The organism is Microbacterium sp. STRO-2N, assembly GCF_057747775.1.
On record NZ_CM173223.1, the window covers coordinates 1,630,298 to 1,644,931 of the forward strand.

Here is a 14,634-nt window from a genome sequence, read left to right on the forward strand (position 1 = left end):
GGGAAGCAACCCCCTCGCCCGTGCGTTGGTGCTCAGTAGGATGAAGCCGTCACCCTCGCAGCGCCGGAGCTTCTCGGCGCCGTGCCGACAGGAAGAAGAGAACATGGCCAAGTACACCTTGCCCGACCTCCCCTACGACTACGCCGCCCTCGAGCCGCACATCAGCGGCAAGATCATGGAGCTGCACCACAGCAAGCACCACCAGGCATATGTGACCGGGGCCAACACCGCGCTCGAGCAGCTCGCCGAGGCGCGCGGGTCCGGCAACCTCGCGAATGTGAACAAGCTCGAGAAGGACCTCGCCTTCAACCTCGGCGGTCACGTCAACCACTCGATCTTCTGGACGAACCTGTCTCCGGAGGGCGGCGGAGAACCCGAGGGCGAACTGCGCGCCGCGATCGACGAGTTCTTCGGCGGATTCGACAAGTTCCAGGCGCACTTCACCGCCGCCGCCACCGGCATCCAGGGCTCGGGCTGGGCCGTCCTCAGCTGGGACCCCATCGGCGAGCAGCTTCTCATCCAGCAGCTGTTCGACCAGCAGAGCAACACCGCCCAGGGCACCATCCCGATCTTCCAGCTCGACATGTGGGAGCACGCCTTCTACCTCGACTACCTCAACGTCAAGGCCGACTACGTCAAGGCGGTCTGGAACATCGCGAACTGGCAGAACGTGGCGCAGCGCCTCGACGCCGCCCGCCAGAAGACCTCGGGCCTGCTGGTACTGTCATAGCAGGCGCGGCGTCCCGGCGGGACCGCCCGCCGGGACGCCGTTGTCCAGTCTGAATCGCACCAAACCGCGCATTCGCGCACGACACATCTCAGGAGAAATTCCGTGGCTGTCAAGATCGGCATCAACGGCTTCGGCCGAATCGGACGCAACTTCCTTCGCGCGGCTCTCGCGCAGGGCGCGGACCTCGAAATCGTGGCGGTGAACGACCTCACCGACAACAAGACGCTCGCGCACCTGCTGAAGTACGACTCGGTGGGCGGTCCCCTCGGTGAGTCGGTCTCGTACGACGGCGACTCGATCACCGTCGGCGGCAAGGCCATCAAGGTCTTCGAGGAGCGCGACCCCGCGAACCTGCCTTGGGGCGAGCTCGGCGTCGACATCGTCATCGAGTCCACCGGTCGCTTCACCAAGGCCGAGGACGCCAAGAAGCACATCGCCGGCGGCGCCAAGAAGGTGCTCATCTCCGCCCCCGCGACCGGCGACGACGTCACGATCGTCATGGGCGTGAACGAGGGCGAGTACGACCCCGAGAACCACGTCATCATCTCGAACGCGTCGTGCACCACGAACTGCCTCGCGCCCCTCGCGAAGGTCTTCAACGACGCGTTCGGCATCGAGCGCGGCTTCATGATGACCGCCCACGCGTACACGGCCGACCAGAACCTCCAGGACGGCCCGCACAGCGACCTGCGCCGTGCCCGCGCCGCCGCGATCAACATCGTCCCCGCCTCGACCGGCGCGGCCAAGGCCATCGGCCGCGTGCTGCCCGAGCTCAACGGCAAGCTCAGCGGCTCCTCCTACCGCGTGCCGGTCCCGACCGGCTCGATCGTCGACCTGACGATCGTCACGCCGACCGAGGGACTCACCGCCGAGCAGGTGAACGAGGCCTACAAGGCGGCCGCGGCCGAGGGCCGGCTCGCCGGCTACCTCGAGTACACCGAGGACCCGATCGTCTCGAGCGACATCCAGCTCAACCCGCACTCGTCGATCTTCGACTCGGAGCTGACCAACGTCAGCGGCAACCTCGTCAAGGTGTCGGCCTGGTACGACAACGAGTGGGGTTACTCGAACCGCCTGGTCGACCTCACCGAGTACGTCGCCGAGCGTCTGTAAGCGTCGCCATGGCTCTGCGCACCCTGGATTCGCTGGGTTCGCTGGCCGGCAAGCGCGTCATCGTCCGTGCTGACCTCAATGTCCCTCTCGGGGATGGGGTCATCACGGACGATGGCCGTGTGCGGGCCACGCTCCCCACGCTCAACGCCCTGATCAACCAGGGCGCCCGCGTCGTCGTCTGCTCCCACCTCGGGCGGCCGGACGGCGCCCCGGATTCGAAGTACAGTCTCGCGCCGGTCGCCCAGCGGCTGGCCGAGCTGCTCGGCAAGCCGGTGGCGTTCGCGCGCGACACGGTGGGGGAGTCGGCCCATGAGGCCGTCGCGGCCCTCGAGGACGGCGATGTCGCGGTCATCGAGAACCTCCGGTTCAACCCGGGCGAGACGTCCAAGGACGACTCCACGCGTCGCGCGTTCGCGGAGGAGCTCGCGGAGCTCGGCGACGTGCTCGTGTCGGACGGCTTCGGCGTCGTCCACCGCAAGCAGGCGTCGGTCTACGACCTGGCGCAGCTGCTGCCCTCCGCGGCGGGCCTGCTCATCGAGAAGGAAGTCGACGTCCTCGACCGCCTGACCGAGACTCCCGAGAGCCCGTACGCGGTCGTCCTCGGCGGGTCGAAGGTGAGCGACAAGCTCGGCGTCATCCAGCACCTGCTCCCGCGCGTCGACAAGCTCCTGGTCGGTGGAGGGATGATGTTCACGTTCCTCGCCGCCGAGGGCTACAAGGTCGGCTCGAGCCTGCTCGAACAGGACCAGCTCGACACGGTGAGGGGCTACATCGCCCAGGCGAAGGAGCGGGGCGTCGAGCTCGTGCTGCCCGTCGATGCCGTGGTCGCGGCATCCTTCTCCGCCGACGCGGATCACGTCGTCGCGCGTGCCGACGCGCTCGAAGACACCGCCTTCGGCGCGTCCGGGCTCGGCCTCGACATCGGGCCCGAGACCGCCGCGCTCTTCGCGGACGCCGTGCGCGGCTCGAAGACCGTCTTCTGGAACGGCCCGATGGGCGTGTTCGAGATGCCGGCGTTCGCGTCCGGCACGAAGACCGTCGCGAAGGCGCTCACCGAGGTCGACGGCCTGTCGGTCGTCGGCGGCGGCGATTCCGCCGCGGCCGTGCGTCAGCTCGGTTTCGCCGACGACGCCTTCGGTCACATCTCGACCGGCGGCGGCGCCAGCCTCGAGTTCCTCGAGGGCAAGAAGCTCCCCGGACTGGAGGTCCTCGGATGGCAGTGAGCAGCCGGACCCCGCTCATCGCGGGCAACTGGAAGATGAACCTCGACCACCTGCAGGCGGTGGCGTTCGTGCAGAAGCTGCACTGGACGCTGAAAGACGCCAAGCACGAGGACGGCTCGGTCGAGGTGGCGGTCTTCCCGCCGTTCACCGACCTGCGCACCGTGCAGACGCTGCTGGATGCCGACAAGATCCCGTTCGCGCTCGGCGCGCAGGACCTCTCGGCGCACGACAGCGGCGCCTACACGGGCGAGGTGTCGGGTGCGTTCCTGGCCAAGCTCGATGCCCGCTACGTCATCATCGGCCACTCCGAGCGCCGGCAGTACCACGCCGAGACGGACGAGGTCGTGGGCTCCAAGGTCCAGGCGGCACTTCGTCACGGCCTCGTGCCGGTGATCTGCGTCGGCGAGACCAGCGAGGACCTGGAGAAGTTCGGTGCGAGCGCCGTGCCGGTCAGCCAGCTGTCGGTGGCTCTGGAGGGCGTGAAGGCGGATGCCGACATCGTCGTCGCGTACGAGCCGGTGTGGGCGATCGGCTCAGGCCAGGCTGCCACGCCTGAGCAGGCCCAGGACGTGTGCGCGAAGCTCCGCGAGGTGGTCGCGGCGAAGCTCGGGGAGGACGCCGCGGCGCGCACCCGCGTGCTCTACGGCGGGTCGGTGAAGGCCGCGAACATCGCGAGCTTCATGCGTGAGCCCGATGTCGACGGCGCCCTGGTCGGAGGTGCGAGCCTCGTCGTCGACGAGTTCGCCGCGATCATCCGGTACCAGAAGCACGTCGGCGTGTGAGCTGACCTATACTGAGACACTGCGTGCCGATTCCTGGCGCGCTGAAAGGCGTTGATCTGTGCAGATCCTCGAGTTCGTCCTGCAGGTGCTCCTGGGCATCACGAGCCTCCTGCTGACACTTCTCATCCTGCTCCACAAGGGGCGCGGCGGCGGCCTCTCCGACATGTTCGGCGGCGGCATGACCTCGGCCCTCGGCTCGTCCGGCCTCGCAGAGCGCAACCTCAACCGGTTCACCGTGGTGCTCGCGCTGGTCTGGTTCGCCGCGATCGTCGCACTCGGCCTGATCACGAAGTTCCAGGCGCTCTGATGGCGACGGGAGGCAACGCGATCCGCGGCACCCGTGTCGGTGCCGGGCCGATGGGCGAGCAGGACCACGGCTTCCACGCCGAGCGCATCGCGATCTCGTACTGGGATGCCCTCGGCAACGAGACAGTCCGCTACTTCGCCGCCGGGATCCCCGAGGAGGAGATCCCCGAGACGATCGACTCGCCGCACTCCGGCCTTCCCGCCGGTCGCGACAAGGACAACCCGCCGGCTCTCGCGAAGACCGAGCCGTACAAGACGCACCTCGCATACGTGAAGGAGCGCCGCACCGAGGAAGAGGCCGAGGCCCTCCTCGAAGACGCACTCCAGCAGTTGCGCGAGCGCCGCGGTCAGGACTGACGCGTGAGATACGAGAAGAGCGGATGCCGAAGCATCCGCTCTTCTCGTATCTCAGGCCGACCCACTCGGCCGATGGTCAGTACTCCCGGTCGATGAGGTCTGGAGGCACCTGCGAGGCGGCGGCCTCGTCGACGAAGAACACCGTGCGCTTGCGGCCCTTCGCGCCGGCGGCGGGCACGCTCTCGTAGCTCGCGCCGGCCAGTGCGAGACCCAGCGCCGAGGCCTTGTCGGCGCCCGAGACGACGAGCCATACGCGTTTCGAGCCGTTGATGACGGGCCGCGTCATCGTGATGCGCTCGGGGGGCGGCTTGGGGGAGTCGCGCACCGCGACCACGGAGCGATCGGTGATCTGGATCTCGGGGCGGTCGGGGAACAGCGAAGCGATGTGCGCATCGGGACCGACCCCGAGGAAGCACACGTCGAAGGACGGCCATGGTCCGTCCGGGCCGGGGAATCCGGCGAGCTCCCGCGCGTACGCCGCAGCCGCGGCGTCGAGATCCGGCTCCTCGTCGCTCGCGAGCGGAGCGTGGAGGTTCGCTGCCGGGATGTCGAGGCCGTCCAGGAACGCATCGCGTGCCTGCTGGTCGTTGCGGTCGGCGTGGCCTCGCGGCACGAAGCGCTCGTCGCTCCACCAGAAGTGCACGAGGGACCAGTCGATGCGCGCGACGCGATCGCTGCGCGCGGCCGCCGTCAGGACCGCGGACCCCATCGAGCCGCCGGTGAGCGAGACGTGCGCGAGCTTGCCCTCGTCGACGCGCTTGGCGACCCTGTTCAGGAAGCGGGCCGCGACCGAGTCGGCGAGCGTCGTGGGATCGGGACTGATGACGACGCGCTTCTCCGCCCAGGCCTCAACCATGATCGCCACTCACCCGCGAGAACCGCTCATCAGACCTGCGTCTCCTTCGTCGCCGGCGGGTCGAGCAGCTCCCAACCCTCGGTGATGACTCGACCATACAGGACGTCCGGGTCGAGGCGCCGGAGCTCCTCGGCCAGGCACTCGCGGAGCGTGCGGCGAGGGAAGGCGAGCTCGTGGCTGGGCTGTCCGGGCTGGGTGAGGATCGCGACACCGGGGGTGGGACGCTCGAGCAGCACCTCGCCGCTCGGACGCACCAGCGCGACGGATTTGATGCCGTGCGGCCAGTCCTCGGGGTCGAGGTACTCCCAGTCGACCGTCACGTCCAGCGTCAGCCGCAGCCAGGCGGCCAGCAGCGCGGTGGACGGCGAGTCCGAGGCGCCGCGCACGCGCACGCCGACGACAGGCTCGTACGGCGGCTGATCGAGGATCGCGGCGAGCTGCTCGCGCCAGCGGGTGAGGCGGGTCCAGGCCAGATCGGTGTCGCCGGGAGCGTACTGGTCGCCGAGGCCGGCGACGAAAGCCGACGGGTCGGCCTTCGTCGCGGCATCCGTGATGCGCCGCTGCGCGATCCGGCCGATCGACGTCTTCGAGATGTTCTCGGGCGTGCGGTTGGGCCACCACACGACGACCGGCGCGTCGGGGAGGAGGAGACCGGTCACGAGGCTCTCGAGGTTGGACTGGCCCGCGTCGCCGAATGCCCGCAGCGTCACGACCTCGCTCGCGCCGGCGTCGCCACCCACCCGGATCTGGGCGTCGAGCCGGGACTCGCCGTCGGCGCCGTCGGGGAGCATCAGCACGATGACGCGCATCGGATGCTCGCGGGATGCATCGTTGGCGGCCTCGATCACCTCTTCGACGGCGCCTTCGCGCGTGAGGATCACGAGGGTCAGCACACGGCCGAGCGCGACAGCGCCGCCCTCCTCACGCACGCTGACGAGTGCGCGCGAGATCCTGCTGACAGTGGTGTCGGGAAGGTCGACGATCACGGGCGCCTCCAGCTGCGGCCGTCGCGGGCGAGCATCTCGTCCGCGGATGCCGGGCCCCACGACCCGGGCGAGTACTGTTCGAGCGGGACGCCCTGGGCTTCCCAGAACCGCTCGATCGGGTCGAGGATCCGCCATGAGAGCTCCACCTCTTCGTGCCGGGGGAACAGCGGCGGGTCGCCGAGGAGCACGTCGAGGATCAGCCGCTCGTAGGCTTCGGGGCTTGCCTCGGTGAAGGCGTGGCCATAGCCGAAGTCCATCGTGACGTCGCGCACCTGGGCACCGGCACCGGGGACCTTCGAGCCGAAGCGGATCGTGACGCCCTCGTCGGGCTGCACGCGGATCACGAGGGCGTTCTGGCCCTGACCGGAGGTCTGGCTGCGCGAGAAGAGCAGCTCGGGCGCACGCTTGAACACCACCGCGATCTCGGTCACGCGGCGGCCGAGGCGCTTGCCGGTGCGCAGGTAGAACGGCACGCCCGCCCAGCGGCGCGTGTTCACCTCGAGCGTGATCGCGGCGTAGGTCTCGGTCGTGGAGTGCGGGTTCATCCCGTCCTCCTCGAGGAACCCGAGCACCTTCTCGCCACCCTGCCAGCCGCCCGCGTACTGCCCGCGCGCCGTCGAGCGCGCGAGGTCCGCGGGCAGCGTGACCGCCGCGAGCACCTTCTCCTTCTCGGCGCGGAGGTCCTTCGCGTCGAACGAGATGGGCTCCTCCATCGCGGTGAGCGCCATGAGCTGCAGGAGATGGTTCTGGATGACGTCGCGCGCGGCGCCGACCCCGTCGTAGTAGCCGGCACGACCGCCCACGCCGATGTCCTCGGCCATCGTGATCTGCACGTGGTCGACATAGTTGCGGTTCCAGATCGGCTCGTAGAGCTCGTTCGCGAAGCGCAGCGCGAGAATGTTCTGGACCGTCTCCTTGCCGAGGTAGTGGTCGATGCGGAAGATCGAGTCGGTCGGGAACGCCGAGCGCAGCACGTCGTTGAGGGCGCGCGCCGATTCCTGGTCGTGCCCGAAGGGCTTCTCGATCACCACGCGGCGCCACCGGTCGACCTGGTCGGCCGTGTCGTCGACGAGTCCCGACGCCTTCAGCTGTTCCGCGACGACCGGGAAGTCCTTGGGCGGGATCGACAGGTAGAACGCGTGGTTGCCCATCGTGCCGCGCTCCGTGTCGAGGCGGTCGACGGTCTCGCGCAGGCGCCGGAACGCGTCGGGGTCGCCGAACTCGCCCGAGACGAACCGGATGCCCTGCAGCAGCTGCTGCCAGGTCTCGTCGCGGAACTCGGTGCGCGCGTGCTGGCGCACCGCGTCATAGACGACCTGGGCGAAGTCCTGATCCTCCCAGTCGCGGCGTGCGAAGCCGACGAGCGCGAAGCCCGGGGGCAGCAGGCCGCGATTGGCGAGGTCGTAGACGGCGGGCATGAGCTTCTTGCGGGAAAGGTCTCCCGTGACGCCGAAGATGACGAGCGCGCTCGGACCGGCGATGCGGTTGAGGCGACGATCCTCGGGGTCGCGCAGCGGGTTGTGCCCGCGCGAGATCTCGACGGTCATTGAGGCTTGAGCTCCTACTGGGCCGCTTCGAAGAGCGACATCACTTCGATCTGGGGGTCGGTGAGCGTGAGGGTGACCACCGGGCGGCCGTGGCCGTCGGCCAGGACGCTCGCGTCTCCCGCGGCCTGCGCCTGGATGAGCTGGCCGAACGTGAACGGCCGGCCGGGGATCTCGAGGTCGACGTCGGTCTGCTCGATGATCTGCAGGAAGACGCCGTTGGCGGGTCCGCCCTTGTGGTACTGACCGGTCGAGTGCAGGAATCGCGGACCCCAGCCGAAGGTGGTCGGGCGCCCGGAGTCGGCGGCCACGAGCTCGCGCAGACCTGCGAGCTGCGGCAGCTCGAGTCGGTTGACGTATGCCTGGATCGCCACGTATCCGTCCTCGGGGAGCCGCGCCCACAGGGCGTCGAGGACTCCCGCGACGGTTCCGGATGCCGCGAGCCCAGGCTCCGACACGCGCACCTCGACGCCGTCGACGGTGAACGCGGGGGCGGTCGGCTCGGGGCGGGCGTCCAGCAGGCCGCGCGCCGCGGTCTTGGCGGACTCGACGTCGGGCTGATCGAAGGGGTTGATCCCCAGCATCCGTCCGGCGATAGCCGTCGCGTACTCCCACACCACGAACTGAGCCCCGAGCGAGCCGCTCACGAGGATCTCGCCCTCGTGGTGCTCGAAGAGGTGGAACTGCTTCGCCTCGTCGACCAGACGCACGATCTGCAGGTCGGCCGGCTTGCTCTCGACCTCGGGCGAGACCGGAAGCAGGACGACGGGCAGGATGCCGGTGCCGTTCTTTCCGGTCGACTCCGCGATCAGCTGCTCGATCCAGTCGGGCAGCCCGACGATGTGCGTGCCGTCGGTGATGAGACCGAGCTTGTCGCGGCGGGGCTCGCCGCCGGCGATGGCCGCCGCGAGCACCAGGGCGGGGTTGTCGGGGCTGTCGATCGCGACCTCGAGGAGAGAGGCCTCGGCCTCGTCGAGGAGCTCACGGATGTCGGCGCCCGCGAGACCGGCCGGCACCAGGCCGAACGCGGTCAGCGCCGAGTAGCGCCCGCCCACCGTCGGGTCGGCGTTGAAGACGGTGTAGCCGTCGGCCCGTGCCGCCTCGTCCAGCGGCGAACCGGGATCGGTCACCACGACGATGCGCTCCGCGGGGTCGATGCCCAGGTCCCGGAAAGCCGCCTCGAACGCCCGCTTGGCCGAGTCGGTCTCGACGGTCGAGCCCGACTTCGACGAGACCACGAGCACGGTCCTGCTGAGGTCGCCGCCCTCCGCGTCGCCGTCGAGCGCGGCGAGCACCTGGCCGGGTGCGGTCGAGTCGAGGATGACCAGCGGCACGCCGGCCGTCTGCGCGATGACCTCGGGAGCGAGCGACGAACCGCCCATGCCCGCGAGCACGACGCGAGTCACTCCCTGTGCCCGCAGACGCCCGCGGAGGGCTTCGATCTCGGCGACCAGCGGTCGCGAGTTCTCGACCGCCTGCACCCAGCCGAGCCGCTGCGCGGCCTCGGCCTCGGCGTCGGGACCCCACAGCGAGGCGTCGCCCGCCGTGATGCCCGACGCCACGAGGCTCGCGGCCAGCCCCGGCAGCGTCTCGTGCACGACGGACTTGACGCGGCCCGAGAGGTGGATGTCGAAGGTCATCGGGTGGCCTGCAGGGCGTCTTCGAGCGCCGTCTTGACGGTGCCCTGCAGGTCGTGCCATGACGCGATGAACTTGTCGACGCCCTCGTCCTCGAGCACCTGGGTCACGTCGGCGAAGTCGACTCCGACCGCCGCGAGGCGCGCGAACACCTCGTGCGCCGCCTCGTACGTGCCGGTCACCGTGTCGCCGGCGATCTGCCCGTGGTCGAACGTGGCCTCGAGCGTCTTCTGCGGCATCGTGTTGACGGTGCCGGGGGCGACGAGCTCGGTGACGTACAGCGTGTCGGGCAGGGCCGGGTCCTTGACGCCCGTGGACGCCCACAGAGGGCGCTGGACGTGGGCTCCGGCATCCGTCAGCGCCTTCGCGCGGTCGGTGGCGAACTCCTTCTCGAACAGCTCGTACGCCAGACGCGCGTTCGCGACGCCCGCGAGCGACTTCAGGCCCGCCGCCTCGTCGGTGCCGACCGCGGTCAGGCGCTTGTCGACCTCGGTGTCCACGCGCGACACGAAGAACGACGCGACCGAATGGATCTGCGAGATGTCGTGGCCGTTCGCCTTCGCCTGCTCGATGCCCGAGAGGAACGCGTCGATCACCCCGGCGTAGCGCTCCAGGCTGAAGATCAGCGTGACGTTGACCGAGATGCCCTCGGCGAGGGTCGCGGCGATCGCCGGAAGCCCCGCCTTGGTGGCCGGGATCTTGATGTGGACGTTCGGCCGGCCGACCTTCGCCCACAGCTCCTTGGCCTGCGCGATCGTGCCTTCGGTGTCGTGTGCGAGGTCGGGGGAGACCTCGATCGACACGCGGCCGTCGACGCCGCCCGTCGCGTCGTACACCGGGCGGAATATGTCTGCGGCGTCGCGAACGTCATCGGTCGTCGCGGCGAAGATCGTCTCGTCGACCGTCGCGCCCGCCTGGGCGAGCTGCGTGATCTGCTCGGCGTATGCGTGGCCGCCGCCGCCGATGGCGCCCTGGAAGATCGTCGGATTGGTCGTCACGCCGCTGACGTTGCGCGTCGAGATGAGCTCGGTCAGGTTGCCGGAGGTGATGCGCTCGCGCGACAGGTCGTCGAGCCAGATGCTGACGCCCTCGGCGACCAGCTTCTCGGTAGGGGTGCTCATGCTGCCTTCTCCTCGTGCTTACTGTGCCGCGGCCGCTGCGGCCGCGATGGTCTCGCGGGCTGCCTCGACGACGGCGTCGGCGGTGATGCCGAACTTCTGGAACAGGGTCTTGTAGTCGGCCGACGCGCCGAAGTGGTCGATCGCGACCGATCGGCCGGCGTCGCCGACGATGCCGCGCCACGTGAGCGGGGAACCGGCCTCGACCGACACGCGCGCCTTCACGGCCGCGGGCAGGACCTTCTCGCGGTAGGCCTCGTCCTGCTCGGCGAACCACTCGAGCGACGGCGCCGACACGACGCGCGCGTTCACACCCTCGGCCGCGAGCGTCTCGCGCGCGGCGACGGCGAGCTGGACCTCCGAGCCGGTGGCGATGAGGATCACGTCGGGAGTGCCGTTCGGCGCCTCGGCGAGGATGTACGCGCCCTTTGCGACGCCATCGGTCGACGCGAACACGTCGCCCGACGCCTCGCCATCCCCGCGCTCGAACACCGGGATGTTCTGACGCGTCAGCGCGATGCCGGAAGGCCCGCCCTGACGGCGCAGGATCTCGAGCCACGCCGCCGACGTCTCGTTGGCGTCGGCCGGGCGGACCACCGTGAAGTTGGGGATCGCGCGCAGCGTCGCGAGCTGCTCGACCGGCTGGTGGGTCGGACCGTCCTCGCCGAGGGCGACCGAGTCGTGCGTCCACACGAAGATCGACGGGATGTCCATCAGCGCCGCGAGACGCACCGACGGGCGCATGTAGTCGCTGAAGATGAGGAACGTGCCGCCGAACGGACGCGTCGGGCCGTGGAGCTTGATGCCGTTGACGATCGCGCCCATGGCATGCTCGCGGATGCCGAAGTGCAGCACGCGGCCGTAGGGGTCGCCCGACCACTCGTGCGTCGACCACTCGGACGGGATGAACGACTTCGCGTCCTTGATCGTGGTGAGGTTCGACTCGGCGAGGTCGGCCGATCCGCCCCACAGCTCCGGCAGCTCGGCGGCCAGGGCGTTGATGACCAGACCCGAGGCGGCGCGCGTCGAGACGTCCTTGCCGGCCTCGAACGTCGGAAGCGCCGATGCCACGCCCTCGGGAAGCTCGGCGGCCAGGAGCCGGTCGAGCAGAGCCTTGCGCTCGGGGTTGGCGGCCGCCCACGCGTCGAAGGACTCCTGCCACTCCGCGCGTGCCTCGGCGGCGCGGTCCTTCAGCGCCCGCGTGTGCGCGAGCACGTCGTCCGCCACCACGAAGGACTGCTCGGCGTCGAAGCCCAGCACCTTCTTGGTCGCGGCGAGCTCGTCGGCGCCCAGCGCCGAGCCGTGGATCTTGCCGGTGTTCTGCTTGCCGGGGGAGGGCCAGCCGATGATGGTGCGGAGGATGATGAGCGACGGCTTGTCGGTCTCGCCCTTCGCGGCCTGGATCGCGGAGTGCAGTTCGGCGACGTCTTCGACGTACTCGCCGGTCTTCTTCCAGTCCACGGTCTGCACGTGCCAGCCGTAGGCCTCGTAGCGCTTGGCGACATCCTCGGTGTAGGCGACGTTCGTGTCGTCCTCGATCGAGATCTGGTTCGAGTCGTAGATCGCGACGAGGTTGCCGAGCTGCTGGTGGCCGGCGAGGCTCGACGCCTCGCTCGTGACGCCCTCCTGCAGGTCGCCGTCGCCGGCGATCACGTAGACGAAGTGGTCGAACGGCGACGTGCCGGCCGGAGCCTCCGGGTCGAACAGGCCGCGCTCGTAGCGGGCGGCATACGCGAAGCCGACGGCGGAGGCCAGGCCCTGGCCCAGCGGGCCAGTGGTGATCTCGACGCCGGCGGTGTGGCCGTACTCGGGGTGACCCGGGGTCTTCGAGCCCCACGTGCGCAGCGCCTTCAGGTCATCGAGCTCGAGCCCGAAGCCGCCGAGGTAGAGCTGCACGTACTGCGTCAGCGACGAATGCCCCGCCGAAAGGATGAACCGGTCGCGGCCCAGCCAGTGCGTGTCGGCGGGATCGTGCCGCAGCACCCGCTGGTACAGCAGGTACGCGGCCGGCGCGAGGCTCATCGCGGTCCCCGGGTGGCCGTTGCCGACCTTCTCCACGGCGTCCGCCGCCAGTACGCGAGCGGTGTCCACCGCGCGCCGATCGATCTCATCCCAACGCAGATCCGTCACCGGGCCGCCTTTCTCGAGGAGGTGCGCCCGTAGAACGAGGCCGGTCCGCGGCCCTTGTCCGGATGGAGAAGGGGGAATCGGCGGGCGGGCGCGCGTGTGGTCTCAGCATAGCGAAGCGGCATGCCGCCGAGGCCATGCGAGCCTCTGTGTGACGGAGTCTTGCGCTCTCCGCCGCGCGTCCCGTGTCATCGCGGTGTCGTCGCGGTCACGTTCTGCTCACGCGTGACGCCTCGGCGTTGTGAGGGCGCAGTCCCGAACCGGGGCCGTCGCAGGCGATGCCATAGACTTGACCGAGTTCTGCTGGCGGCGATTGCGGGGGCGATGGACAACACGAAGACGGCCGGGGTCGAGGCATCCTCCGGCGTCCCGCACCGCTCCCGCCAGGGCTTCGGCCGCACCGTCCGCGCGTACGTCGCGCTCATGAAGCCGCGCGTGCTCGAGCTGCTGCTGGTCACGACGGTGCCGGTCATGATCCTCGCTCAGGGCGGGTTCCCGAATCTCTGGCTCGTGATCGCGACGGTGATCGGCGGCACGGCGAGCGCCGGCTCGGCGGCCGCATTCAACATGTACCTCGACCGCGACATCGACGCGCACATGCAGCGGACCGTCAACCGTCCGCTGGTGACGGGCGAGGTGTCGCCGCGCGGCGCGCTGGTCTTCGCGTGGACCCTCGCGGTGTTCTCGACGGTGTGGCTGTGGCTCACCACGAACTGGCTGGCAGCCACCCTCTCGGCCGCGGCGATCTTCTTCTACGTCGTCATCTACACGATGATCCTCAAGCGCCGCACCGAGCAGAACATCGTGTGGGGCGGCATCGCGGGCTGCTTCCCGGTGCTCATCGGCTGGACCGCGGTGACCGGCTCGCTGGCCTGGCCGCCGGTGATCCTGTTCGCCCTCGTCTTCCTGTGGACGCCGCCGCACTACTGGCCGCTGTCGATGAAGTACCGGCAGCAGTACGAGGACGTGCACGTGCCGATGCTCGGCGCCACCCGCAACGGCTCGCAGGTGGGCCTCCAGGTCATCCTCTACGCGTGGGCGACCGTCGCGTGCTCGCTCCTGCTCATCCCGGTCGCAGGCATGGGGATCGTCTACACGGTGTCGGCGCTGGTGTTCGGCGGCTGGTTCATCTACGAGTCGCACGTGCTGTACAACCGTGCCGTGCGCGGCACCGAGCCACGGCCGATGCGCGTGTTCCACGCGTCGATCACGTACCTCACCCTCCTGTTCGTCGCGATCGCGATCGATCCGCTCCTGCCCTTCTGAGCGAAGACGGAGAAGGGCGCCCGGCGAGCCGGGCGGCCTTCTCCGCGTTCGGGATCAGCGGGACGCGGATGCCTCGTCGGTCGGCTTCTCCGCGGGCTCGTCGGCCGGCTTCTCCGCGGGTTCGTCGCCGGCGGGCGCGGTGGCGATCGCCTCGGTGTAGCCGAGGCCTCGCTCGTAGCCGTGGGTCCCCGCGGGCGCGTCATCGGCGTCGGCGTCGGCCTCCCAGTCGATCGGCTCGACGACCTCGGCGGCCGGGTGCGGACGCAGAGTCGAAGCGGCCGCGACCGCGAGGGTGAGCAGCACGCCGATGATGCCGGCTCCGAGCATCGCCGCGCCCACCAGGACGATCGAGGGGCCGACGTAGACGTCGACCGGGGTCGCCGAGCCGTCGTTGATGGTCGACGTCATGGTGCCGAGCTTGTCGTTCACGATGTACAGGCCGACACCGGCGCTGGCCAGCGACGCGGCGAGAAGACCCCAGAACGGGATGCTGCGGACGAGACGGGGACGGGTGGACATGTGTCGATCACTCCTCGGATGCGCGTGCCCGGGTGGCCGCGGCATCCCTCACCCTACGCAAGCCGGTCCG

Annotated in this window: 14 protein-coding genes; 7 read left to right on the top strand and 7 right to left on the bottom strand. The window is 69.7% G+C overall.

Annotation, left to right across the window (positions count from 1 at the left end):
• The first annotated feature begins 103 nt into the window (after positions 1 to 103).
• The 6 genes from AC3ANN_RS07550 (at position 104) to AC3ANN_RS07575 (ending at position 4,511) form a co-directional block, all read left to right on the top strand.
• The gene (locus tag AC3ANN_RS07550; RefSeq protein ID WP_488340364.1) at positions 104 to 730 is read left to right on the top strand and encodes a superoxide dismutase; all 627 of its coding nucleotides are present in this window, start codon (positions 104 to 106) and stop codon (positions 728 to 730) included.
• A 102-nt stretch (positions 731 to 832) separates the two neighbouring features.
• Entirely contained in the window at positions 833 to 1,843 is a 1,011-nt protein-coding gene (gene gap, locus AC3ANN_RS07555) for a type I glyceraldehyde-3-phosphate dehydrogenase (RefSeq protein ID WP_488340365.1), read from the top strand.
• Positions 1,844 to 1,851: 8 nt separating this feature from the next.
• The gene (locus tag AC3ANN_RS07560; protein WP_488340366.1) at positions 1,852 to 3,066 is read left to right on the top strand and encodes a phosphoglycerate kinase; all 1,215 of its coding nucleotides are present in this window, start codon (positions 1,852 to 1,854) and stop codon (positions 3,064 to 3,066) included.
• Positions 3,057 to 3,848 (top strand): triose-phosphate isomerase, encoded by a 792-nt coding sequence (gene tpiA, locus AC3ANN_RS07565; RefSeq protein ID WP_488340367.1) that lies wholly within the window; start codon positions 3,057 to 3,059, stop codon positions 3,846 to 3,848. Before AC3ANN_RS07560 ends, tpiA begins: the two co-directional genes overlap by 10 nt.
• A 58-nt stretch (positions 3,849 to 3,906) precedes the next feature.
• The gene (gene secG, locus AC3ANN_RS07570) at positions 3,907 to 4,155 is read left to right on the top strand and encodes a preprotein translocase subunit SecG (RefSeq protein WP_488340368.1); all 249 of its coding nucleotides are present in this window, start codon (positions 3,907 to 3,909) and stop codon (positions 4,153 to 4,155) included.
• Positions 4,155 to 4,511, top strand: coding sequence for an RNA polymerase-binding protein RbpA (locus AC3ANN_RS07575; RefSeq protein ID WP_488340369.1), 357 nt, complete (start codon positions 4,155 to 4,157; stop codon positions 4,509 to 4,511). The genes secG and AC3ANN_RS07575 overlap by 1 nt, the downstream gene beginning before the upstream one ends.
• 76 nt (positions 4,512 to 4,587) lie before the next feature.
• Here AC3ANN_RS07575 and pgl read toward each other — a convergent pair whose 3' ends face one another.
• Genes pgl through tkt form a run of 6 tightly spaced genes read right to left on the bottom strand, consistent with a single transcriptional unit; the run spans position 4,588 to position 12,782 of the window.
• The gene (pgl, locus tag AC3ANN_RS07580; RefSeq protein ID WP_488340370.1) at positions 4,588 to 5,367 is read right to left on the bottom strand and encodes a 6-phosphogluconolactonase; all 780 of its coding nucleotides are present in this window, start codon (positions 5,365 to 5,367) and stop codon (positions 4,588 to 4,590) included.
• A gap of 29 nt (positions 5,368 to 5,396) precedes the next feature.
• Entirely contained in the window at positions 5,397 to 6,353 is a 957-nt protein-coding gene (locus AC3ANN_RS07585) for a glucose-6-phosphate dehydrogenase assembly protein OpcA (RefSeq protein WP_488340371.1), read from the bottom strand.
• A complete protein-coding gene (zwf, locus tag AC3ANN_RS07590; RefSeq protein ID WP_488340372.1) occupies positions 6,350 to 7,900 on the bottom strand; it encodes a glucose-6-phosphate dehydrogenase in 1,551 nt (516 codons plus the stop codon). The genes AC3ANN_RS07585 and zwf overlap by 4 nt, the downstream gene beginning before the upstream one ends.
• Positions 7,901 to 7,914: 14 nt before the next feature.
• A complete protein-coding gene (locus AC3ANN_RS07595) occupies positions 7,915 to 9,537 on the bottom strand; it encodes a glucose-6-phosphate isomerase (RefSeq protein WP_488340373.1) in 1,623 nt (540 codons plus the stop codon).
• Positions 9,534 to 10,655 (bottom strand): transaldolase, encoded by a 1,122-nt coding sequence (gene tal, locus AC3ANN_RS07600; protein WP_488340374.1) that lies wholly within the window; start codon positions 10,653 to 10,655, stop codon positions 9,534 to 9,536. The genes AC3ANN_RS07595 and tal overlap by 4 nt, the downstream gene beginning before the upstream one ends.
• 18 nt (positions 10,656 to 10,673) lie before the next feature.
• Positions 10,674 to 12,782, bottom strand: a complete 2,109-nt coding sequence (gene tkt / locus AC3ANN_RS07605; RefSeq protein ID WP_488340375.1) for a transketolase — start codon at positions 12,780 to 12,782, stop codon at positions 10,674 to 10,676.
• Positions 12,783 to 13,103: 321 nt separating this feature from the next.
• Here tkt and AC3ANN_RS07610 point away from each other — a divergent pair, with 321 nt between their 5' ends.
• Positions 13,104 to 14,045 (top strand): heme o synthase, encoded by a 942-nt coding sequence (locus AC3ANN_RS07610; RefSeq protein WP_488340376.1) that lies wholly within the window; start codon positions 13,104 to 13,106, stop codon positions 14,043 to 14,045.
• A gap of 54 nt (positions 14,046 to 14,099) precedes the next feature.
• Here AC3ANN_RS07610 and AC3ANN_RS07615 read toward each other — a convergent pair whose 3' ends face one another.
• Positions 14,100 to 14,564 (bottom strand): dinucleotide-utilizing enzyme, encoded by a 465-nt coding sequence (locus tag AC3ANN_RS07615; RefSeq protein ID WP_488340377.1) that lies wholly within the window; start codon positions 14,562 to 14,564, stop codon positions 14,100 to 14,102.
• Positions 14,565 to 14,634 lie beyond the last annotated feature (70 nt).